General features: G+C 52.6%; 18 protein-coding genes. 15 read left to right on the forward strand and 3 right to left on the reverse strand.

What is annotated here, in order from left to right; genetic code table 11:
• Positions 1-17: 17 nt before the first annotated feature.
• The 5 genes from lpoB (at position 18) to N7387_RS09655 (ending at position 4,766) form a co-directional block, all read left to right on the forward strand.
• Positions 18-599 (forward strand): penicillin-binding protein activator LpoB, encoded by a 582-nt coding sequence (lpoB, locus tag N7387_RS09635; RefSeq protein WP_279798515.1) that lies wholly within the window; start codon positions 18-20, stop codon positions 597-599.
• Positions 589-1,431: a hypothetical protein gene (locus N7387_RS09640; protein WP_279798517.1), complete on the forward strand. Its 843-nt coding sequence runs from the start codon at positions 589-591 to the stop codon at positions 1,429-1,431. The genes lpoB and N7387_RS09640 overlap by 11 nt, the downstream gene beginning before the upstream one ends.
• 18 nt (positions 1,432-1,449) lie before the next feature.
• Positions 1,450-2,472 carry a beta-N-acetylhexosaminidase gene (gene nagZ, locus N7387_RS09645; protein WP_262882438.1) on the forward strand — a complete coding sequence of 341 codons (1,023 nt, stop codon included), beginning with the start codon at positions 1,450-1,452 and terminating at the stop codon, positions 2,470-2,472.
• Positions 2,469-3,017 (forward strand): alpha/beta hydrolase YcfP, encoded by a 549-nt coding sequence (ycfP, locus tag N7387_RS09650; protein ID WP_004238088.1) that lies wholly within the window; start codon positions 2,469-2,471, stop codon positions 3,015-3,017. Before nagZ ends, ycfP begins: the two co-directional genes overlap by 4 nt.
• A gap of 444 nt (positions 3,018-3,461) precedes the next feature.
• Positions 3,462-4,766 carry an NAD(P)/FAD-dependent oxidoreductase gene (locus N7387_RS09655; protein WP_072870469.1) on the forward strand — a complete coding sequence of 435 codons (1,305 nt, stop codon included), beginning with the start codon at positions 3,462-3,464 and terminating at the stop codon, positions 4,764-4,766.
• 323 nt (positions 4,767-5,089) lie between these two features.
• Here the strand turns inward: N7387_RS09655 and N7387_RS09660 are convergent, their stop codons facing one another.
• Positions 5,090-5,314, reverse strand: a complete 225-nt coding sequence (locus tag N7387_RS09660; protein WP_262859804.1) for a hypothetical protein — start codon at positions 5,312-5,314, stop codon at positions 5,090-5,092.
• Between N7387_RS09660 and umoD the strand changes: the two genes are divergently transcribed.
• Complete coding sequence (umoD, locus tag N7387_RS09665) at positions 5,238-5,654, forward strand: UmoD family flagellar biogenesis regulator (RefSeq protein WP_279798523.1); 417 nt, start codon at positions 5,238-5,240, stop codon at positions 5,652-5,654. The two genes, N7387_RS09660 and umoD, sit on opposite strands and share 77 nt — an antisense overlap.
• A gap of 83 nt (positions 5,655-5,737) precedes the next feature.
• Here the strand turns inward: umoD and N7387_RS09670 are convergent, their stop codons facing one another.
• Entirely contained in the window at positions 5,738-6,907 is a 1,170-nt protein-coding gene (locus N7387_RS09670) for a histidinol-phosphate transaminase (protein WP_279798525.1), read from the reverse strand.
• Between the two features lie 147 nt (positions 6,908-7,054).
• Positions 7,055-10,495 (reverse strand): transcription-repair coupling factor, encoded by a 3,441-nt coding sequence (mfd, locus tag N7387_RS09675; protein ID WP_279798527.1) that lies wholly within the window; start codon positions 10,493-10,495, stop codon positions 7,055-7,057.
• A gap of 239 nt (positions 10,496-10,734) precedes the next feature.
• Between mfd and lolC the strand changes: the two genes are divergently transcribed.
• The 9 genes from lolC to N7387_RS09720 all read left to right on the forward strand — a co-directional run bounded on the left by lolC (position 10,735) and on the right by N7387_RS09720 (position 21,118).
• Complete coding sequence (lolC, locus tag N7387_RS09680) at positions 10,735-11,937, forward strand: lipoprotein-releasing ABC transporter permease subunit LolC (protein WP_279798529.1); 1,203 nt, start codon at positions 10,735-10,737, stop codon at positions 11,935-11,937.
• The gene (gene lolD, locus N7387_RS09685) at positions 11,930-12,625 is read left to right on the forward strand and encodes a lipoprotein-releasing ABC transporter ATP-binding protein LolD (RefSeq protein WP_279798532.1); all 696 of its coding nucleotides are present in this window, start codon (positions 11,930-11,932) and stop codon (positions 12,623-12,625) included. The genes lolC and lolD overlap by 8 nt, the downstream gene beginning before the upstream one ends.
• Positions 12,622-13,869 carry a lipoprotein-releasing ABC transporter permease subunit LolE gene (gene lolE / locus N7387_RS09690; RefSeq protein WP_279798534.1) on the forward strand — a complete coding sequence of 416 codons (1,248 nt, stop codon included), beginning with the start codon at positions 12,622-12,624 and terminating at the stop codon, positions 13,867-13,869. Before lolD ends, lolE begins: the two co-directional genes overlap by 4 nt.
• 85 nt (positions 13,870-13,954) lie before the next feature.
• The gene (gene cobB / locus N7387_RS09695) at positions 13,955-14,803 is read left to right on the forward strand and encodes a Sir2 family NAD+-dependent deacetylase (RefSeq protein ID WP_279798617.1); all 849 of its coding nucleotides are present in this window, start codon (positions 13,955-13,957) and stop codon (positions 14,801-14,803) included.
• A 51-nt stretch (positions 14,804-14,854) separates the two neighbouring features.
• On the forward strand, positions 14,855-16,087 hold the full coding sequence (pepT, locus tag N7387_RS09700; protein ID WP_262862104.1) for a peptidase T: 1,233 nt from the start codon (positions 14,855-14,857) through the stop codon (positions 16,085-16,087).
• Between the two features lie 264 nt (positions 16,088-16,351).
• The gene (locus N7387_RS09705) at positions 16,352-16,927 is read left to right on the forward strand and encodes a fimbrial protein (RefSeq protein ID WP_279798537.1); all 576 of its coding nucleotides are present in this window, start codon (positions 16,352-16,354) and stop codon (positions 16,925-16,927) included.
• 49 nt (positions 16,928-16,976) lie between these two features.
• Positions 16,977-17,645, forward strand: a complete 669-nt coding sequence (locus N7387_RS09710) for a molecular chaperone (RefSeq protein WP_279798542.1) — start codon at positions 16,977-16,979, stop codon at positions 17,643-17,645.
• Positions 17,646-17,652: 7 nt separating this feature from the next.
• On the forward strand, positions 17,653-20,055 hold the full coding sequence (locus tag N7387_RS09715) for a fimbrial biogenesis outer membrane usher protein (RefSeq protein WP_279798544.1): 2,403 nt from the start codon (positions 17,653-17,655) through the stop codon (positions 20,053-20,055).
• A gap of 10 nt (positions 20,056-20,065) precedes the next feature.
• Entirely contained in the window at positions 20,066-21,118 is a 1,053-nt protein-coding gene (locus N7387_RS09720) for a fimbrial protein (protein ID WP_279798546.1), read from the forward strand.
• Positions 21,119-21,125 lie beyond the last annotated feature (7 nt).

Here is a 21,125-nt window from a genome sequence, read left to right on the forward strand (position 1 = left end):
CGGACAGGAGAACAGTGATGAAACGTCTTTTATGTGTGATAGCGTCAGTCTGGCTGCTCGCCGGGTGTCCTTCAACGGCGCCGGTAACACCTCCGGTACCGGTGGGTACCGTAACGCCGCCGCCGGATACCACACTGCCGCCGCTGCCGCCGCCGGATACGGTACCGGTTCCGCCGAAAATGAAAAAAATCGAGTGGGAACAGAGTATTACACCACTGGTTAATCAGATGGTTCACAGCGACGGCGTGAATCAGGGCAGCACGCTGCTGGTGAATAAAGTCGGTAATAAAACCAACAGCAGTCTGCAAACCAGCGTTGCGACCGGTGCGCTGATGAATACCATCGGAAAAACCGGGGTACTGAATGTGATCCCGGCCGGTGCGGTCAGCAGTGCTATGTCGGTGCTGGGCATGGGGGATAACGACACACTGACCCTGCGCAGTAAAGCGATTGGTCTGGCGCGTTATCTGAATGCCGACTATGTACTGTACAGTGTGGTGACCGGTACCCGTGAGGCCCGTCAGATGGAGATGCAGCTGATGTCTGTCAGCAGCGGTGAAATCATCTGGTCCGGTAAGGGCGCGGTGCTTGAGCAGTAACCGCGCGTTACTGTTATGCCTCGCTGAACACTTTCCCGCACTGCCTGCCGGCGGCTGGACAATCCGTCCGCTGAACGGGCTGACGCGGGAAAGTGTCAGTATTGAACAAAAAGGTGTGTCTCTGATTGGCAGAGCACAGACCATGCACAGTGCGGATATCGGTGTCAGCCGTCAGAAAGAGGCGCGGATCCTGTACCGTCTGCGTGACAGCGGCCTTGCCCCGCGCGTGGCCGGGTTCAGCCACGGCTGGCTGCTTTTGTACCGGGTGGCGGGGGAGACTCTGCCGCCGGAACGGATGCAGCAACCGCGCTTTATCCCGCAACTGGCGGCGCTGGTCAGCAATCTGCATAACCAGCCGCTTACCGGGTATCGTCTGCCGCTCAAAGCGCAGGCAGATCGCCATTTTCACCTGACCGACAAACGCCGCCGCACCCCGCAGCTGTTGCGTATCCATCGTCACTTTATGCGCGAAGCAGAGCCTCAGCCGCTGAAACTGGCACCCGCGCATATGGATATCCACCCCGGTAATATCGTGGCGGCAGCGGGGGAGCTGCATCTGATTGACTGGGAATATGCCGCTGACACGGATATCGGTCTGTCTCTCGCCACACTTTTTCGTGCCAATCACTGGTCATTGACGTTAATTCACACTTTTCTGCGTTATTATTCTGCTTATCACTGTCCGCAGCGCGTACTGGCGCAGACCTGCCGCTGGCAGGCACGGGCAGATTATATGATGGTTATGTGGTTTGAGAGCCGCTGGGGACAAACCGGCGACCCGCAGTTTCTGCAATACCCGGCCGCGCTGAAAGCCGCCGCCGGGCTCAGGTAAATATAACGAGGTGTCACCATGGGTCCTGTAATGTTAGATGTCGAAGGGTATGAGCTGGACAGCGAAGAGCGCGAGATCCTGCGCCACCCTTCAGTCGGGGGAGTGATTCTCTTTACCCGTAATTTCCATGACACGGCACAGCTGCGCGAACTGACGCGGCAGATCCGTGAAGCTACCCGCGACAACCGGGTTGTGATTGCGGTTGACCAGGAGGGCGGTCGTGTCCAGCGCTTTAAAGACGGCTTTACCCGTCTGCCGGCGGCACAGTCTTTTGCCCTGTTTAATGACCTGCTCACCGGCTCTGCGCTGGCGGAAGAGGCGGGCTGGCTGATGGCGGCGGAAATGATCGCCATGGATATTGATATCAGTTTCGCGCCGGTGCTGGATCTGGGACACGGCAGTGCGGCTATCGGCTCACGCGCTTTCCACGAGGACGGCGACATTGCGGCGCAGATGGCGGAGCGCTTTGTGCGCGGTATGCGCAGCGCCGGGATGTCGAGCACCGGTAAACACTTCCCGGGACACGGCGCGGTCAGTGCGGATTCCCATAAAGAAACGCCGCGTGATGAGCGCGACCCGGCGGTGATCCGCGGTAAAGACATGGCGATTTTCCGCGAATTTATCCAGCGTGGTCTGCTTGATGCAGTGATGCCTGCACATGTGATTTACACGCAGATTGATGATCGTCCGGCGAGCGGTTCTTCTTACTGGCTGAAATCGGTACTGCGTCAGCAGCTCGGGTTTGACGGGGTGATTTTCTCCGATGACCTGTCAATGGAAGGCGCGGCGGTGATGGGCGGCTATGCGGAGCGTGGTCAGGCATCACTGGATGCGGGCTGCGATATGATCCTGGTCTGTAATAACCGTAAAGGTGCTGTGACTATCCTTGATAATTTGCCTGTTATCACGGCACAACGTATTGATAAGTTGTATCATCGGGGTAAAGGTTATGATCTGGCTGAACTGCAGCGCAGTGAGCGCTGGCAGCAGGCGAACAAAACCCTATCCGTATTACACGAACAATGGCAGGAGCGAGCATGATTATTTATCTTCATGGATTTGATTCAACCAGCCCGGGCAATCATGAAAAAGTGATGCAGCTGAAATTTGCGGATCCCGATGTCCGTTTTATCAGTTACAGCACACTGCATCCGCGTTATGACATGAAATATCTGCTGACTGAAGTGGATAAAGCGGTAAAACAGAGCGAAGGACCGGCCATTGTGCTGGGCGTGGGTCTGGGGGGCTTCTGGGCTGAACGTGTCGGCTATCTGTGCGGGATCCGCCAGGTGATGGTGAACCCGAACCTGTTCCCGTATGAAAATATGGAAGGTAAAATCGACCGCCCTGAAGAGTATCTGGATATCATGACCAAGTGTATCTCGGATTTCCGCGAACTGAACCGGCAGAACTGCCTGGTGCTGTTGTCCCGCAATGATGAGGCGCTGGATAACCAGCGTGCGCATGACACGCTGTCGCCGTACTATCAGGTCATCTGGGATGAAGAACAGACCCATAAGTTTAAGGATCTGTCCCGTCATCTGCAGGAAATCAAAGGGTTTAAAACCGCGTTTAAAAAAGCCTGATAACACCGCCTCTCTGTAAAACAGCCGCGCCTGCTGAAGGCGCGGTATTTTTCCCCTGCAACTGAAGCGATTCCTGTCTCAAATCTGCCTTTCCTGTGATCCTTCTCTTACGTATCGTTCCGGTCATTGCGTTATATCAATAACTTTCCTTTGCTGAATCAGCAAGATAACTGGCTTTTATTATCCGCTGCGCTGAGAAGTTAATCCGGTGATTAAAGAAAGCATCAGAGGTAAACCAAAAGTAAAATTATTTTGCTAAATTTAAAATAATGTTTGCATTTTCCCGCCGGATTACCCAAAATTTGATTATGATCAAATATGGTATGACCAAATTACCTGTTGTGGTATACCATGGTGTGACACGATTCAGTTTTATCTGATGTTATCTCACTGTTTTTTATGAAGAGCCCTGAGATAACGTTAGATTATTTTTCAGAGGATGTTATGACTACACCGAATACGAAGATTGTGATTATCGGCGGTGGCGCAGGCGGGCTGGAACTGGCAACGCAACTCGGCCACAAATTAGGTAAGAAGAAAAAAGCGGAAATCACACTGGTCGATCGCAACAGCAGCCACCTGTGGAAACCGTTGTTACACGAAGTGGCGACCGGTTCTCTGGATGACGGCGTGGATGCCCTGAGCTACCTGGCGCATGCCCGCAATCACTATTTCAATTTCCAGCTGGGTTCGATGACCGGTCTGGATCGTGACAGCAAAAACATTACCCTGGCGGAAATCCGTGACAACAACGGTGATCTGCTGGTGCCGGAGCGTAACCTGGATTATGACATCCTGGTGATGGCTCTGGGCAGCACCTCCAACGATTTCGGTACCCCGGGGATCAAAGAAAACTGTATCTTCCTCGACAGTCCGTCACAGGCGAACCGCTTCCATAATGAGATGCTGAACCTGTTCCTGAAATACTCCGCCAGCCACGGCGAAGGCGACAAAGTCAATATCGCGATTGTCGGCGGCGGGGCGACCGGGGTGGAGCTGTCAGCGGAACTGTATAATGCCGTTGAACAGCTTCACAGCTACGGTTTTAAAGGTCTGAATACCGATGCGCTGAATGTGACGCTGGTGGAGGCGGGTGAGCGTATTCTGCCTGCACTGCCGCCGAAAATTGCCGGTGCCGCACATCAGGAGCTCACCAAACTGGGTGTGCGTGTGATGACGCAGACCATGGTCACCAGTGCCGATGAATCCGGTCTGAACACCAAAGACGGCGAGCATATCACCGCAAGCCTGATGGTCTGGGCGGCGGGCATCAAGGCCCCGGATTTCCTGAAAGAGATTGGCGGGCTGGAAACCAACCGTATTAATCAGCTGATGGTCAAACCAACACTCCAGACCACCCGTGATGACGCAATTTTCGCTATCGGTGACTGCTCTTCCTGCCCGAAAAAAGAGGGCGGATTTGTTCCGCCGCGTGCGCAGTCAGCACACCAGATGGCAACCCGCTGTTATCACAACATCCTTGCGGTACTCAACGATAAGCCGCTGAAGGATTATGTGTTCAAAGATCACGGTTCACTGGTTTCTCTCTCCCGGTTCAGTACAGTCGGCAGCCTGATGGGTAACCTGATGCGCGGCAATATGATGATTGAAGGACGTATTGCCCGTGTGATGTATATTTCGCTGTATCGTATGCATCAGATTGCGCTGCACGGTTATATTAAAACCGGGCTGATGATGCTGGTTGGTGGTATAAACCGGATTATCCGTCCGCGGCTGAAATTACATTAATTGATCTCCTCCGATAATGACGCCTCAGGGCGTCATTTTTTATAATAATAAACCCTGCTGAAAGCAGGGAAACAGATATTGCACGAATTTGATGTAAAACCGGAAAATGTATTATTCAGCAGCGATTTGGTATCATCACTAACAGATAATTCCGGTGGTAATGCACAAAATAAGGCAGATACTGCTCTTTATTCATTATTTTTGATCGTTGTCAGTACACATACAGTCAGGTTGAATTAATAAATTACAGGGACAGAATTTTTGTTTCATCATTATTATTTAACTTTTATTTAGCGGTGCTGTGGGAATATAGTCCGGTAAGATTAAATGTTAAAAATAAACCGGTCACGGATAGGAATAATCCTAATTATCACCGCTGGATATTTATATAATTTGACAATGAATAAAATTGAACGGAAACCATTATCACGAATAACAGTCACAGGACTTATTCTTCTTTTTGTTATTTTTGTGATAATTATTTCTTTTGCTGTGACAAAGAATAAGCATCCTGCTGTTGCTGAGGTTCTTTCATCTGAACCTATCATGGCAACGGTTCCGGTGCGTCATGAATACTGTGACCTGACAGCGATGCCCGGCCCGTATAAAAGAGACCTTCTGGATATCGTCCACCCGACAGAACAGGTCTGTACCCCGTATCTGCTGTATGAAACCCTGCTGCACGCACCAAAGGTGTACGGCGGCCCGACATACCGCGCCTGCACCATGGCTTACACCTATGAGCACCGGATTGTGGGCTATGATGTGGTGTATAAAATCAAAGATACCGTCGGCAGAGTGAGAATCAATTATAATCCCGGTGATGTCATGCCGGTGGATAACACCGGGCGGCTGATCATTTTACCCGAACTGAATAGCGTGAAATAAAGTGCGTTGCGGATAAAAAAAAGAAAATACCGGTTTACGCGGCAAACCGGTATTTACCACTTTTTATTTAAAGTAACCGGAAATTAAACCCAGCCTTTCTGACGAAACTGTTTTAATACCGTCACAAATTGCTGCATTTCTTCCGGTGTACCTAATGTCAGGCGACTCCAGCCGGTTACCGGCGGAAATTCACGGCCGACCATAATATGATTCTCTTTCATCCGTTGCTGATAGGTTTTTACATCCCCACTGACTTTATGGAAGATAAAATTAGCCTGTGAGGGGGCATAAGGCAGATTTAATTCTTTCAGTGCCGCTGCCACAATTTCCCGTGATACATCCGTTGAATGACGGCTGTAATCAATAAACGGTTTATCATTCAGGGATGCGAGAGCGGAAACGGTACCCGCTATATTAGTATTATCGATAGAATTGAAGTTATTTATCTGCTCTGTCACTGCCGGCAGCGAAATACCGTAACCGACACGAAGCCCGGCCAGGGCAAATATTTTCGAGAAAGTCCGCGTCACGATAATATTGGATTTTCCGGCAGCCACCCATTCAACCGCACTTTTAAATTGCGGATCAGACACAAATTCCGCATACGCCTCATCAATAATAAAATTCTGCTGCGGTGGTGCCTGGTTTACCCACTGTGCGAGTTGTGATGCCGGGGTGATCATGGCAGTCGGGTTATTCGGGTTACAGATATAGATAACGGAATGACCGGCAAAGTTATCCGCAATCGCCTGCATGGCCGCGAGATCGAAAGAGAGATCGGCTTTCAGCGGTACTTTGACAATATTCACGCCCAGCGGCTCAGCATACAGTTCGGCATAATTGAATGTCGGATCCGGCACAATCAGCTGCACCGGCTGCTGTTTTTTCTGCGCATCCGCCACCAGCATCTGCACAGCCGCCTGAATGGTTTCCGAGGAACCATTCCCGAGGCTGATGTGCGCCGGTGTCAGTGAGAAGTGTGCGACAATCTGCTCAATCAGCGCTTCGCGGGCAGCATCCGGATAGCGGAATGCGCCGGGAAGGGCATCAATAATCGCCTGGCGGGCTTTCGGCGACATCCCCAGTGAGTTTTCATTGAAGTTCAGCAGCAGCGGATTTTCTGCACTGAGCGGTGCGGCGTTAACAGCGGGAGAAACGGTATCCGTGGCGGCATGACCGGTGCTGATCAGAGAAGCAGCCGTTAAGCCACCGAATGCGATCCCTGTTGATTTCAGAAACGAACGACGATCCATAGTATTTACCCTGTTGTTGTCATTATATTTTGGTAAATACTAACCGAACTAATAATCACCTTGCAAATTAATATTCACAATAAATGGATTTTTATTCATTTTAAGGTGCCGGGCGAAACCGGCACCTGACAGAGAGGATGTTGTACGTTATACCGGATGAGCGGCAAACGCGGTCAGTAAATCGGCGACAAACTCAATACGTTTGCTGCGGTCGGTCAGGTCACAGATAAACTTCAGTTTTGACGGGCCGTCCAGCCGGTACTGTTTCGGGTTATTTTGCAGCAGCCCGATAAGATACGCCGGATCGACATGGTTTTTCTCACTGAACTCGATAAAACCGCCTTTCTCCTGGGCCTCAATCCGGCGGATCCCCAGCGCCTGTGCCTGCAGGCGCAGACCCGCCGCTGCCAGCAGGTAACGACCGGCATCCGGCAGCAGACCGAAGCGGTCAATCAGCTCAATTTTCAGCCCGGTCAGTTCGGTATCGCTGCGCGCGCTGGCAATCCGTTTGTAGAAGGAGAGGCGCATGCTGACATCCGGCAGGTAATCTTCCGGCAGCAGGGCAGGCATACGCAGCTCCACTTCGGTCTGGCTTTGGGTAAGGTCTTCCAGTGACGGCTCTTTGCCGCTTTTCAGGGAATCGACCGCACTTTCCAGCATCTCCATATAGAGGGTGAAACCCACGCTGGCCATCTGACCGCTCTGATCTTCGCCCAGCAGTTCACCCGCACCACGGATTTCCAGGTCATGTGTGGCGAGAGCAAATCCGGCACCCAAATCTTCCAGAGAGGCAATTGCTTCCAGGCGTTTATGGGCATCGGTGGTCATGGCTTTCGGGTGCGGGGTGAGCAGATAGGCATAAGCCTGATGATGCGAACGCCCGACACGACCACGCAGCTGATGCAATTGTGCCAGCCCGAAATGATCGGCCCGTTCGATGATAATGGTATTGGCGCTGGGAATATCGATACCGGTTTCAATAATCGTGGTACATACCAGCACATTAAAACGCTGATGGTGGAAGTCAGTCATGACCCGTTCAAGCTCGCGTTCACGCATCTGTCCGTGACCGACGGCCACACGGGCTTCCGGCACCAGTTCCGCAATACGGTCGCGGGCTTTTTCAATGTTTTCCACATCATTGTAGAGATAATAGACCTGACCGCCGCGCAGTACCTCACGCAGAATCGCTTCCCGCACCACCAGCTCATCATACTGGCGGACAAAGGTTTTCACCGCCAGCCGTCTTGCCGGCGGGGTGGCGATAATAGAAAGGTCCCGCATGCCGCTCATCGCCATATTCAGGGTACGCGGGATCGGGGTGGCGGTGAGGGTCAGGATATCCACATTGGCGCGCATCGCCTTGATGCGTTCTTTATGGCGGACACCAAAGCGGTGTTCTTCATCCACCACCAGCAGGCCGAGATCATGCCAGTGCACATCACTCTGCAACAGCTTGTGTGTGCCGATAATGATATCCACTTTACCTTCCCGGGTATCATCCAGCACCTGCTGCTGCTCTTTGGCGCTGCGGAAACGGGACAGGACTTCAATCCGCACCGGCCAGTTGGCGAAACGGTCACGAAAGTTATCATAGTGCTGCTGCGCCAGCAGGGTGGTCGGCACCAGCACAGCAACCTGTTTGTGGTTATGGACGGCGAGGAAGGCCGCCCGCATTGCGACCTCGGTTTTACCGAAACCGACATCACCGCACACCAGTCTGTCCATTGCCACCGGCTGACACATATCACTCAGCACCGCATTGATAGCCTGCTCCTGATCTGCGGTGGTTTCAAACGGGAAGGACTGGCAAAACTCGCGGTACTGTTCGCGATCATGCTTAAAGGCAAAGCCGGGTTTGACGGCCCGCTGTGCATAAATATCCAGTAACTGTGCCGCCACATCGCGGACTTTTTCTGCCGCTTTCTGACGTGCTTTACTCCAGGCTTCGCCACCGAGTTTATGCAGCGGGGCGCTTTCATCCGCACCTCCGGCATAGCGGCTGATCAGATGCAGTGAGGAGACCGGTACATACAGTTTATCTTCTCCGGCGTAGGTGAGGATCAGGTATTCCGCCTTGATCCCTCCGGCTTCCAGCGTGGTTAATCCCTGATAGCGGCCGACACCGTGCTCCAGATGTACCACCGGCTGACCGGGGCGCAGCTCCGCGAGGTTGCGGATCAGGGTATCGGTATTAATGGTTCGGCGGGTGTCCTGACGGCGGCGCACCACGCGCTCGCCCAGCATATCGCTTTCGCAGATCAGAACACGCTGACGGTCATTATCAACAAAACCGTGTTCGGCAGCACCGATCATGACATAAATGCCCGGTACAGTTGCCTCCTGCAGGCTGCGGATTTCCGCCGGTTTGATTTTGATCCGCGCCAGCAGTTCCTGCACGCTTTCACGCCGTCCCTCACTTTCCACCGAGAAAATCACGGCAGCGTCGGTGCTTTCCAGGAAGCGGCGCAGCGGGTCAAGCGGGGATTTCAGTTGCGGATTGACTTTCAGATCCGGCAGCGCGGTATACCCGAGGTTGGTATTGGCGGCTTTGCGCGGCAGTTTGTCATTATTCAGCTGCACACGCGGCAGCGTTTTCATCTGCTGATTGAGTTCTTCCGGCGTCAGCCACAGTTGTGACGGCGGCAGTAACGGCCGCATCGGATCCACACCCCGGCTTTCAAAACGCTGTTGTACATCACGGCGGAAACGGTCGGCGGATTCCTGTAAATCCTGGGTTACCAGCAGCGTATTATCCGGCAGATAGTCAAACAGCGGTACCAGCGGTGCGGTGAAAAACAGCGGCTGCCAGTACTCGATACCGGCGGGCAGGGTACCTTTGCTGACCTGCTGATAAATATGCTCAGGGTCGCGGCGTACCTCAAAGATTTCCCGCCACTGACTGCGGAACAGCTCAATAGCGTCTTTATCTGTCGGGAATTCGTGAGCGGGCAGCAGATTGATTGCGTTCACCTCATCCAGCGTACGCTGGGTATCGACATCAAAGGTGCGCAGGCTGTCGATTTCATCATCAAAGAAATCAATCCGGAACGGCAGTTCGCTGCCCATCGGGAACAGATCCAGCAATGCTCCGCGAATGGCAAACTCGCCGTGCTCCAGCACCTGTTCGACACTGCGGTAACCGCCCTGAACCAGCTCTTCGCGCAGCTTGTCCCGTGACAGTTTTTCCCCTTTTGCCATCACCAGGGCATGACTGGTGAGAAATTCAGGCGGACACACTTTCTGCATCAATGTATTGACCGGCAGGATCAGTGCGCCTTTTTCCAGGGTTGGCAGACGGTACAAGGTGGATAACCGGTTGGAGATAATCTCCTGATGCGGCGAGAAGCTGTCATACGGCAGGGTTTCCCAGTCGGCAAGGGTTTCTGCCGGGAGTGCGGTAAACTGGCGGATTTCATCCCGCAGCCGCAGGGCATTCTGCATATCGCGGGTTACCAGGATGACGGGGCCGTCGTGTTGTTCAATTATCGACGCGGTTTCCACCGCACAGGCTGCGCCGGTCATTTCACCGAGCTGGCGGGTGTCTGCGGCACGGGCCGGGAGTTCATAGCGTGTTTTCAGCGACATTCGGTTTTCCATCGGGCTGCGTGTTTCTGTCAGGTAACAAGGTTCTGCCATACCGGAGTGGCTTGTCCGGGCAATAAAAGGCCGCCGCGCTGCCGGTTCAGAGGTGGTCTGATACCGGCAACACGCTGACCGTCAATGAAAAAAAACTGCCGCAAACGGGCGGGAGTGGTTCCATTCATCAACCGGAGCCTTTATTATCCCTGAACACTTCGCTTTGGCAACAGGGGCGTTCAGATTTCATGTTTCAGTCTGTCTCATTTTTAATCGGTCTGCGTTACATGCGGGGACGCGGCACAGATCGCTTTGCCCGTTTTGTCTCGCTGCTTTCCGCCATCGGCATCACGCTGGGGGTGACAGCACTTATCACCGTGACATCCGTGATGAACGGTTTTGAACGCTCATTGCAGCAGAGTATCCTCGATTTTATGCCGCAGGCGGTGATTACCACCGGAAACGGCATGCTGGATCCGCAGACGCATCCGGTCTCACAATTAGCCGGGCTGCGTGATGTGGTAAAAACCGCCCCGATTGTCACCGGCGACGTCGTCCTGCAGAGCACCGGCAATGTGGGGATCGCCTCCGTGACCGGAATTGACCCGCAGGGGGATGAACCGCTGCTGGACTATCTGGTGAATACCCGGCCGTCCGAGCTGGCGGCAGGACAATACCATGTGGTGGTCGGCGAGGGCGTGGCTAAACGCATGGGGCTTAAGCGCGGGGACAGTGTCCGTATCCTGGTGCCGAATGTGTCACAGCTGACGCCGATGGGACGTATCCCGAGCCAGCGCCTGTTTACCGTGGCGGGCTTTTTCTCCTCCGGCAGTGAATCCGATAACACCCAGGTGCTGATGAATCAGGCGGATGCGGCGCGTCTGATGCGCTATCCGGCGGGTAATATTACCGGCTGGCGTCTCTATCTGTCACAGCCGTTACAGGTGGACAGCCTCAGTCAGCAGACATTGCCGGAAGGGCTGGTCTGGACTGACTGGCGCGTGCAGAAAGGCGAGTTTTTCCAGGCGGTGCGCATGGAGAAAAATATGATGGGGCTGCTGCTCAGCCTGATTATCGCCGTGGCCGCGTTTAATATCATTACCTCACTGGCGCTGTTGGTGATGGAAAAACAGACCGAAGTGGCCATCCTGAAAACCCTGGGAATGACACGCGGCAAAATTATGCTGATCTTTATGATTCAGGGCGCGGGAGCGGGGATCCTCGGCTCGGTGATCGGCGTTTTGCTGGGCACGCTGCTCTCTTCACAACTGAATATTCTGATGCCGCTGCTGGGGCTGATCCCGAAAGGAATCGCGCTGCCTACGGTGATTGAGCCGCTGCGCGTGATAACCATCGGCGCGGCAGCCATGCTTATCTCTTTATTATCCACACTCTGGCCTGCGTGGCGGGCGGCAGCGGTACAACCCGCGGAGGCTTTACGTTATGAGTGAGTTATTACTGGCATGTCGTCAGTTATGCAAATCCTATCATGAGGGCACGGTGGAAACTGATGTCCTGAAACAGGTCAATTTTGAACTCCGGCGCGGGGATATGCTGGCGATTGTCGGCAGTTCCGGTTCAGGAAAAAGTACGCTGCTGCATCTGCTCGGCGGGCTGGATTCCCCGACCTCCGGTGAGGTGATTTTCAACGGCACGGCACTTTCCGCCATGAGTCAAAACGCCCTGTCGGCGCTGCGCAATGAAGAAATGGGCTTTATTTATCAGTTCCACCATCTTCTGCCGGATTTCACGGCGGCGGAAAACGTGGCAATGCCGCTGCTGATTGGCGGTATGGCGCGGGATAAAGCACTGGCGAAGGCGGGAGAAATGCTGGAGCGGGTTGGTGTGGCGGCGCGCGCCCATCACCGCCCGTCTGAGCTCTCCGGCGGGGAACGTCAGCGGGTGGCGATTGCCCGTGCGCTGGTGAATAAGCCATCACTGGTGCTGGCGGATGAACCGACCGGTAACCTGGATCAGCGCAATGCGCAGAGCATTTTTGATTTGTTATCCGAACTGAATAAAACCCTCGGCACCGCCTTCCTGGTAGTTACCCATGACCTCGCTCTGGCGGCGAAAATGGGGCGGCAGATGGAAATGCGTGACGGTATTCTGAATGCACAGCCGGAGACGGCGCTATGAATGCACTACCGCTGTCATTACTGACTGCGCTGCGTTTCAGCAAAGGGCGGAAACGGGCGGGGATGGTCTCGCTGATTTCCGTCATTTCCACGCTGGGGATCACGCTCGGGGTGGCGGTACTGATTATCGGGCTGAGTGCCATGAACGGCTTCGAGCGTGAGCTGGAGAACCGGGTGCTTTCCGTGGTGCCGCAGGGGCAGATCTCTACCGTTGAACAGCCGTTTGATACCTGGGCGCAGAGCCTGCTGCGGATCAAAAATACCCCCGGTGTGGTGGCAGCCAGCCCGTATATTGAATTTACCGGACTGGCGGAAAAAGGCAGCAAATTACAGGCCATGCAGCTGATGGGGGTGGATCCGGTCACTCAGAAATCGGTAAGCGGGCTGCCGGCATTTGTCGCGGATAATGCCTGGGCGGATTTTCAGGCCGGGAAAAATCAGATAATCCTTGGTGACGGCGCGGCAAAATCCCTCGGTGTTGCGCAGGGCGACTGGCTTACTATCATGATCCCGAATCACGACAGCACGGAGCGCCTGTTACAGCCGAAGCGTATCCGGTTACAGGTCGCGGGGATTTTTCGCTTAAGCGGGATGCTGGATCACCGGCTGGCGCTGCTGCCGCTGGAAGATGCACAGCAGTATCTGGATTACGGTGAAGGTGTCACCGGGATCGAAATCCGCGTGGATAATGTTTTCAACGCCAATGATGTGGTGCTGCGGGCGGCGGAAGCCAGCCGTGAACATGTCTTCTATAAAAGCTGGATCAACGAATACGGCTATATGTACAGCGACATTCAGTTAGTGCGCAGTATTATGTATCTGGCCATGATTCTGGTGATTGGCGTGGCGTGCTTCAATATCGTTTCCACCCTGATTATTGCAGTGAAAGATAAAAGCGGGGATATCGCCATTCTGCGTACCCTCGGGGCGAAAGACAGCCTGATCCGCGCCATTTTCCTCTGGTACGGATTGCTGACCGGCATGGTGGGCTGTATCAGCGGGGCAGTTCTCGGCACACTGGCAGCACTGAACCTGACACCGCTTATCCGCGGTATTGAATTCCTTATCGGGCACAAACTGTTGTCCGGTGATGTCTATTTTATTGATTTTCTGCCGTCGGAGCTGCGGCTGAGCGACCTGCTGTATGTGGTTCTGACCACCATTGTGCTGAGCCTGCTGGCAAGCTGGTATCCGGCGAGACGCGCCTGCCGCCTTGAACCGGCACGTATTCTGAGCGGGCAGTAAAGCCCGCAGGAATTGTAATGATTTTTGAATCCGAAGTGCGGATGCATTACCCTGAACGGAGACAATGATGAACAAAGGCCGGATTATGCGCAGAACGCACCGATTAAGAAAATTACGCAAACAGCGGCGGACCCTGCGTCAGCGTTTCCGCTTACGCTTTTTCTATCGTGACAAATGGATGGCCGGAAAAATGGATCAGTTTAAACCGAAAGTTGTTGTGCTGACCGGCGCGGGTATTTCCGCCGAGTCGGGGATCCGCACGTTCCGTTCGGAAGACGGGCTGTGGGAAGAACACAATATTGAAGATGTGGCGACACCGGAAGGCTATGCCCGCAACCCGCGACTGGTGCAGCAGTTTTATAATGACCGCCGCCGTCAGTTACAATCCGCTGAGGTTCAGCCGAACCCGGCACATCTCGCGCTGGCGGAGCTGGAACAGGTGCTGGGGGATAACTTCCTGCTGGTCACCCAGAATATTGATAACCTGCACGAACGGGCAGGCAGTGAGCGGATTATCCACATGCACGGCGAACTGCTCAAAATCCGCTGTACGATGTCCGGACAGGTTCAGTCGTGCACCAGTGACCTGTCTGCCGATGAGCGCTGTCACTGCTGTCAGTTCCCGTCACCGCTGCGCCCGCATATTGTCTGGTTCGGTGAAATGCCGTTCGGCATGGATGAAATCTACCAGGCACTGAATGATGCGGATATCTTTATCGCTATCGGCACCTCCGGGCATGTCTATCCGGCGGCCGGGTTTGTCCATGAGGCACGACTGTGCGGGGCACACACGGTGGAACTCAATCTGGAGCCGAGTAAGGTGCAGAGTGAGTTTGAGGAGTGTCACTACGGCCCGGCCGGGCAGGTGGTGCCGGAATATGTCCGTCAGCTGCTGGCACAGATTAACAACACTAAATCTGATTTGACGCAATAACTCAATTTATGTTTCCCCGATAATAAGAAATCAATGTTATTGGGGGAACACATGGATAAGTTATTAGAGCGCTTTTTCGGTTATGTCTCTTTTGACACGCAGTCGAAGCCGTCAGCCAAGCTGACACCAAGCAGCGACGGTCAGCTAAGGCTGGCGCGTGCTCTGGAAAAAGAGCTGAAAACGCTGGGGTTATCAGATGTCTCGCTGGATGATAACGGCTGCGTGATGGCAACGTTACCGGCGAATGTTGACTGGCCGGTGCCGGTTATCGGTTTTATTTCTCACCTTGATACCTCTCCGGATTTCTCCGGGCGTAATGTGAATCCTCAGGTTCTGGAAAATTACCGTGGTGGTGATATTGCACTCGGCATCGGTGACGAAGTACTGTCGCCGGTCATGTTCCCGGTGCTGCACACCATGCTGGGTAAAACCCTGATTATGACCGACGGTAAAACCCTGCTGGGTGCGGATGATAAAGCCGGTATTGCGGAAATCATCACCGCGATGGTGCGCCTGAAAAACAGCGATATTCCGCACGGCGATATCCGCATTGCCTTCACGCCGGATGAAGAAATCGGCCGTGGTGCGCAGTATGTGGATCTGAAAAAATTCGGCGCACAGTGGGCTTATACCGTTGATGGCGGTGGTGTCGGTGAGCTGGAATATGAAAACTTCAACGCGGCGGCGGTTGCCATCCGCATCGAGGGCAATAATGTGCATCCGGGCAGTGCCAAAGGCGTGATGGTGAATGCACTGTCGCTGGCAACCCGCATCCACAGCGAATTACCGCCGGAAGAAACCCCGGAGAATACCGAAGGGTATGAGGGGTTCTATCATCTGCAAAGCATCAAAGGCACCGTTGAACGCGCGGAAATGCACTATATCATCCGTGATTTTGACCGTAACAGCTTTGAAAAACGCAAAAGTAACATGATCGCGATTGCCGAAAAAGTCGGTAAAGGTCTGCATCCGGACTGCTATATCGAGCTGACGATCGATGACAGCTATTACAATATGCGTGACCATGTGGTGAAACACCCGCATGTGATTGAACTGGCCAAACAGGCAATGATCGACTGCGATATTGAGCCGGATATCAAACCTATCCGCGGCGGTACTGACGGCGCACAACTTTCTTATCGCGGTCTGCCGTGCCCGAACCTGTTTACCGGCGGCTATAACTTCCACAGTAAACACGAGTTTATTTCGCTGGAAGGCATGGAGCAGGCTGTTTCTGTGATTATGCGGATTGCAGAATTAACCGCATTGGATATGAAGAAATAAATAATTCGCATATTAATTAAATATCAATAAGCCACCTGAATAAAAGGTGGCTTTTTTATTAAATAAAACAGTCTCATAAAACAGTAAAATCCTTTACGGTGATGTGATATTTTTTATTCTTCATTATTTGATTTTTGTTTTATATTTGTTTAACTGTTGCTGATATGTTTTTACGCCTGTCAGATTCTGGTACAGATAGTTTTAATCAGATAATTCATGTCATTAAAATTATATATAATGGATATACTTTAAAGGTAATTATTTATGTCTTGTTTTAAAAATAGATTGTTAATTTCTTCTCTGTTTTTACTGTCAGTTAATTCATTCGCTGCAGATGATGATGGAATTCTGGGTGAACAGCCTTCTGAAGATCCTATTGAGATTAATGGCAATATTGTATTTAAAGGTGAAATTACAGATTCAAGTTGTGATATCGCTCAAAAGAATATAGAGGTTGACCTCGGTACCCATTCAGCAAAGTTGCTGAAAAACAGAGATGACAGAACACCGGCAGAACAGTTTGATATTGTTGTGACAGACTGTTCATTATCCATGGCATTGTTAAAAATCCAAATGAGTGGTACAGCGCATAAAGATAATGCTGCATTATTCGCACTGGATGCCGGTGAGAAGAATGCCGGTAATGTCGGTATCGTGATTACCGATATTGCCGGTACCGGTAATCATTTGATGAGCCCTGCGGGTGGCGATCGCAATATTACGCTGAAAAATGATTCCCGTGATTACACACTGACCTATAGCGCAGCCTACCAGGCGACTGGCCTGGCAACCCCGGGAAAAGGCAATGCTACCATTAATTACACCGTTTCTTACCAGTAACAGTTGATACCGGCGGCAATGATTATTGCCGCCACGGATAACGCGCACCATGAAAAACTATTTCACTTTTTTTATTCTTATATACCTTGCAATAAGCCAGGCAACCGCTGCGGTCGTCGTTGGCGGAACCCGGTTTATTTATCCGCAGGATAAAAACATGATCGCGGTTCCTGTTGATAATACCGATAAAAAAACAGCTTACTTAATTCAGGGCTGGATTGAAAAAGCGGATGGCATTACAAAGAGTAAGGATTTCATTCTTACCCCGGTTCTTTTTCAGCTGGATGCGGGGAAAAAAGGTATCCTGCGTGTTATGCTGAAACAATCCGCCTTTCCGGAAGACAGAGAAACATTACTCTGGCTGAATATCCGCGGGATTCCGGAAACACAAGAATACAGAAAAAATAAACTTCAGGTTGTTATCAATTCAAAATTTAAATTCTTTTATCGTCCGGCGGGATTAACTGAGCCTGATTATAATGACTTGAGATATGAGAAAAAAGGAAATAAAATCAACATAATTAATAATACCCCTTTCCATATTACTGTCAGACATCTTACCGTTAATGATAAAGAATACACTGTTTCGGACATGATTATTCCATTTGAATCATTAACTGTGCCGCTGACAGCGATTCATTCCAATGACACGATCACAGCCAGCTATATTTCTGATTTTGGTGGGATTATTTCCAGAGCGGTGACGTTTAAAAAATAATAATACTATGCAATTAAGAATAGCTTATTTTTTTCTTCTGATGCTGCTTCCGTTTTTTTTCTCCGGAAAGACCCCGGCGGCACCGTATTTTAATCCGGCGGCATTGAGTCTGAACGGGGATAACACGGTGTTGGATCCCGCGCAGTTTCAGTATCTGCGTGAACGGCAGTTTCAGGAAGAAGGGCGCTATTTTGTGACAGTCAGGGTTAATCAGCGGAGGGTAAGCAGCGGCTGGCTGGAATTTCATTATCACCCGCAACACAAAAAGTTGCTGCCGCAAGTCACCCGAAAGCAATGGCTGACCTGGGGACTACGGCCTGATGCATCGCCGGCATTTGCTGAAACGGAAAACACGGCACCGGTTGAGGATATTGCCGGGCTGGTCAGCGGGGTTGTGCTGAATTTTGATGCAGCACAACAGATTCTGGATATTACGATCCCCCAGCGGTTTTTTCTGACAGATGAACAACAGGCTGCGGATGCTTCATTATGGGAACCCGGGATTACCGCGTTTATACTCAACTATGATTACCGCTTTTCCCGGCAAAACAGCCGGTTCAGTGATCACACCGGACATACCCTGTTACTGCAAAGTGGTTTTAATGCCGGATTCTGGCGGCTTCGCCATCACAGCAGAGCAGAATACCGTGATGAAAAAATGGCATGGCAATCAGAACGGCTGTGGATGTACCGCGCTATTGCGCCTCTGCGCAGTGAGTTACAGCTGGGGGAACTGTTTAGCGGTGATGTGTTGTTTGACAGCCGCGCATTCAGGGGGATCCGGCTGGCTTCACAAGGGGATATGTATCCGCTGAATCAGCAGGGGTATGCGCCGGTTATCCGCGGTATCGCCGGGCAGAGTGCGGAACTGACCATCAGGCAGCAGGGCATGGTTATCCGCCGTGAAACATTACCAGCCGGTGAATTTGTGATTGATGATCTGAACAGCACTTTTCAGGGCTCGGTGCTGGATATCACCCTTGAGGAAGCAGATGGTACTGTGCAGCATTTTACACAGCACGGAGCTGCAGTCCCTGTCATGCAACGGGAAGGCAGGCTCAGCTACACGCTGGATGCAGGAAGATACAGCGGGAACAGAAATAATAACAAAGACCTGTTTGTGAAAAGTACGGCGGCATACGGCATTAACTCTGTCCTGACGCTGTACGGCGGCGGTTATGCGGCACAGCATGCCCTGAGCAGCGGGGCGGGTGCCGGTGTTAATATGGGGGCGGCAGGCGGGGTTTCCGCCGATGTTCTGATGCGCCACACAACAGCACAACACTATCCGCGTTACCGGTTAAATTATCAGAAATTTTTTCCGCTGACCGGCACACTGCTGCATACCGGTGCCAGTCATGAACAGCGCTCCCGGCAATGGCAGACCCGGCTGACACAGCCGTTACCCGGAGATAACGGTGTGGTATCGGCAGGATATCATTATCACCGTACCGGACATGAGGGGTACGGCGACAGGAGACTGATCAGCCGTGATACCGGCTATTTCAGCCGGGCCGGACGGATACATTATGGTGTGAATGCACAGTACCGCACCGGAGGTCATTACCGGAAAGCCGATAAACGGGTCTCTTTTTCGCTGTCAGTACCGCTGGATTTTGCCGGTCAGCAGGCGCGCAGTCATTTTCACTACCACCAGCGGGCCGGACAATCCTCTCTGCAGACATCTGTCAGCGGATCACTGGGTGAAGAGCAGCGCCTCGGATACGCAATCACGCACCGTTATCAGCAGCAAAACACGGTACATGACCGGGGGGCAGAACTGCGCTGGCGACATGATCTGGCTGATATCCGCGGCAGAATTAACCACAGCCATGATCAAAACATGCTGAGCGGGGATATTCAGGGCGGGCTGATTATTCATGAAAGCGGCATCACGCTGTCACGTCCGTTAGGGGAAACCAGCGGACTGGCTGATACCGGCGGTACCGGGGGGATCACCATGGCATCCCGGATCGCCGCACAGACAGACAGCGCCGGATTCAGTGTGATTCCGCAACTGAGTCATTATCACCGGAGTGTTGTCCGTATCGACCCGGAAACCCTGCCGGATAATACGGATGCGGATGATCCGGTTGTGCAGGTGATCCCGTCAAAAGGTGCCGTGGTGTCTGTCCGTTTTGCGGTGAACAGCGGTTTCCGTGCCATTTTTGCATTGAGAACCCCGCAGGGTGTCGTGCCGTTCGCTGCCCGTGTCAAAATCAGAAAAGCAGGCGGCGGCAGCGTCAGCGGTATTACCGGTGAAGACGGGGAGGTGTATCTCAGCGGATTACCGGCACAAGGGCGTTTGCAGGCGGTCTGGGGAAAAGAGGCGCAGGAACAGTGTGAAGCGGATTTTTTAATCCCGCCGGAACAGCAGGGATTAATCACTTTCCCGCTGGTGTGTCAGTAAAGGAGTGACCATGTTTATTCAGATCAACACATTATGCCGTGCCGGGCTTTTTCTGTGGCTGACAACCGGACTGAGCTTGTCTGCCACCGCAGAGGAAAATTGTACATTAATGACACCGGAAACCACACTCCGTATTCCCGGCGGGGTTATCAGCGCAGCACATCATGTGCCGGTCGGCGGCGTGATCGGGGAGACAATATTGTCTGACAGTATTGATGTCTATCAGTGCCGGATTGAACCGGGTAAAACGATTGAATTTGTGCTGGTGGGCGGCATGCCGGGTAATAAAATACAGCATGCCTCAGGGCAAACAATCTATGAACTTCCCGGTGGTATTGGTTACAGCCTGGGGGCGGTGGCGGAGCATCCGGAATGTATGAAGTCGTCACGTTATGTGGATGGCCGTGACTCACCGGACAACAATAGTGCCAATAAACGGTTGTGTACGATCAGCAGCGGGATGAAGCCGTCTCAGTCATACCGGGTGCGGGTTATGGTCACTCTTTATAAGCTGAAACCGCAAATAACGGCACATCATCCCGGCGGCTATCTGGGGCAGCTCTCAATGCGTGTTGACGGACAGTGGCCGTGGGAACGGTATCAGATTGTTGAATCGGGGTTGCATCTGGGCGGATTTGCGGTCCGGCAGAATTCCTGTGATCTTGATCCGCAGACAGACACCGAGGTGGATTTAGGGTCGGTATCACGGACGGATTTCAGCGGTAAAGGATCTGTTGCACCGGGAAGTATCCGCAACCTGACTATCGCACTGCAATGCAACTCTCTGACGCAGGCGGATATCCGGCTATCGGGCAGTGCATTCACGGCAAAAAACAGCCCCGGAACGCTGAAGCTGACGCGGGGAAACGGCAGTGCGTCCGGTGCGGGGATCCGGCTGACCCATAACGGCAGACCGGTCACCTTCGGGGAAGCACTTTCATTTGATGAAGTCACCACTCAGCGTGCTGTATTGCGGTTACAGGCTGCTTTTGTACAAACAAGGGACAGTATTGAACCGGGCACAGCGGAAACGATCCTGAATTACACCATTCGTTACCAGTAAAAAACGC

The sequence above is a fragment of the Morganella sp. GD04133 genome, from assembly GCF_029835375.1.
GTDB lineage: Bacteria > Pseudomonadota > Gammaproteobacteria > Enterobacterales > Enterobacteriaceae > Morganella > Morganella morganii_B.

Excerpts from the sequence above, each read along its gene's own strand:
- ycfP (WP_004238088.1), top strand. The coding sequence starts at position 2,469 with ATGATTATTTATCTTCATGGATTTGATTCAACCAGCCCGGGCAATCAT.
- N7387_RS09660 (WP_262859804.1), bottom strand. The coding sequence starts at position 5,314 with ATGATAGGTTCAGATGAAAGAACCTCAGCAACAGCAGGATGCTTATTC.
- cobB (WP_279798617.1), top strand. The coding sequence starts at position 13,955 with ATGCGCAGAACGCACCGATTAAGAAAATTACGCAAACAGCGGCGGACC.
- N7387_RS09670 (WP_279798525.1), bottom strand. The coding sequence starts at position 6,907 with ATGGATCGTCGTTCGTTTCTGAAATCAACAGGGATCGCATTCGGTGGC.
- mfd (WP_279798527.1), bottom strand. The coding sequence starts at position 10,495 with ATGTCGCTGAAAACACGCTATGAACTCCCGGCCCGTGCCGCAGACACC.
- N7387_RS09705 (WP_279798537.1), top strand. The coding sequence starts at position 16,352 with ATGTCTTGTTTTAAAAATAGATTGTTAATTTCTTCTCTGTTTTTACTG.
- N7387_RS09720 (WP_279798546.1), top strand. The coding sequence starts at position 20,066 with ATGTTTATTCAGATCAACACATTATGCCGTGCCGGGCTTTTTCTGTGG.
- pepT (WP_262862104.1), top strand. The coding sequence starts at position 14,855 with ATGGATAAGTTATTAGAGCGCTTTTTCGGTTATGTCTCTTTTGACACG.
- lpoB (WP_279798515.1), top strand. The coding sequence starts at position 18 with ATGAAACGTCTTTTATGTGTGATAGCGTCAGTCTGGCTGCTCGCCGGG.
- nagZ (WP_262882438.1), top strand. The coding sequence starts at position 1,450 with ATGGGTCCTGTAATGTTAGATGTCGAAGGGTATGAGCTGGACAGCGAA.
- lolD (WP_279798532.1), top strand. The coding sequence starts at position 11,930 with ATGAGTGAGTTATTACTGGCATGTCGTCAGTTATGCAAATCCTATCAT.
- N7387_RS09710 (WP_279798542.1), top strand. The coding sequence starts at position 16,977 with ATGAAAAACTATTTCACTTTTTTTATTCTTATATACCTTGCAATAAGC.
- N7387_RS09715 (WP_279798544.1), top strand. The coding sequence starts at position 17,653 with ATGCAATTAAGAATAGCTTATTTTTTTCTTCTGATGCTGCTTCCGTTT.
- lolC (WP_279798529.1), top strand. The coding sequence starts at position 10,735 with ATGTTTCAGTCTGTCTCATTTTTAATCGGTCTGCGTTACATGCGGGGA.
- lolE (WP_279798534.1), top strand. The coding sequence starts at position 12,622 with ATGAATGCACTACCGCTGTCATTACTGACTGCGCTGCGTTTCAGCAAA.
- N7387_RS09655 (WP_072870469.1), top strand. The coding sequence starts at position 3,462 with ATGACTACACCGAATACGAAGATTGTGATTATCGGCGGTGGCGCAGGC.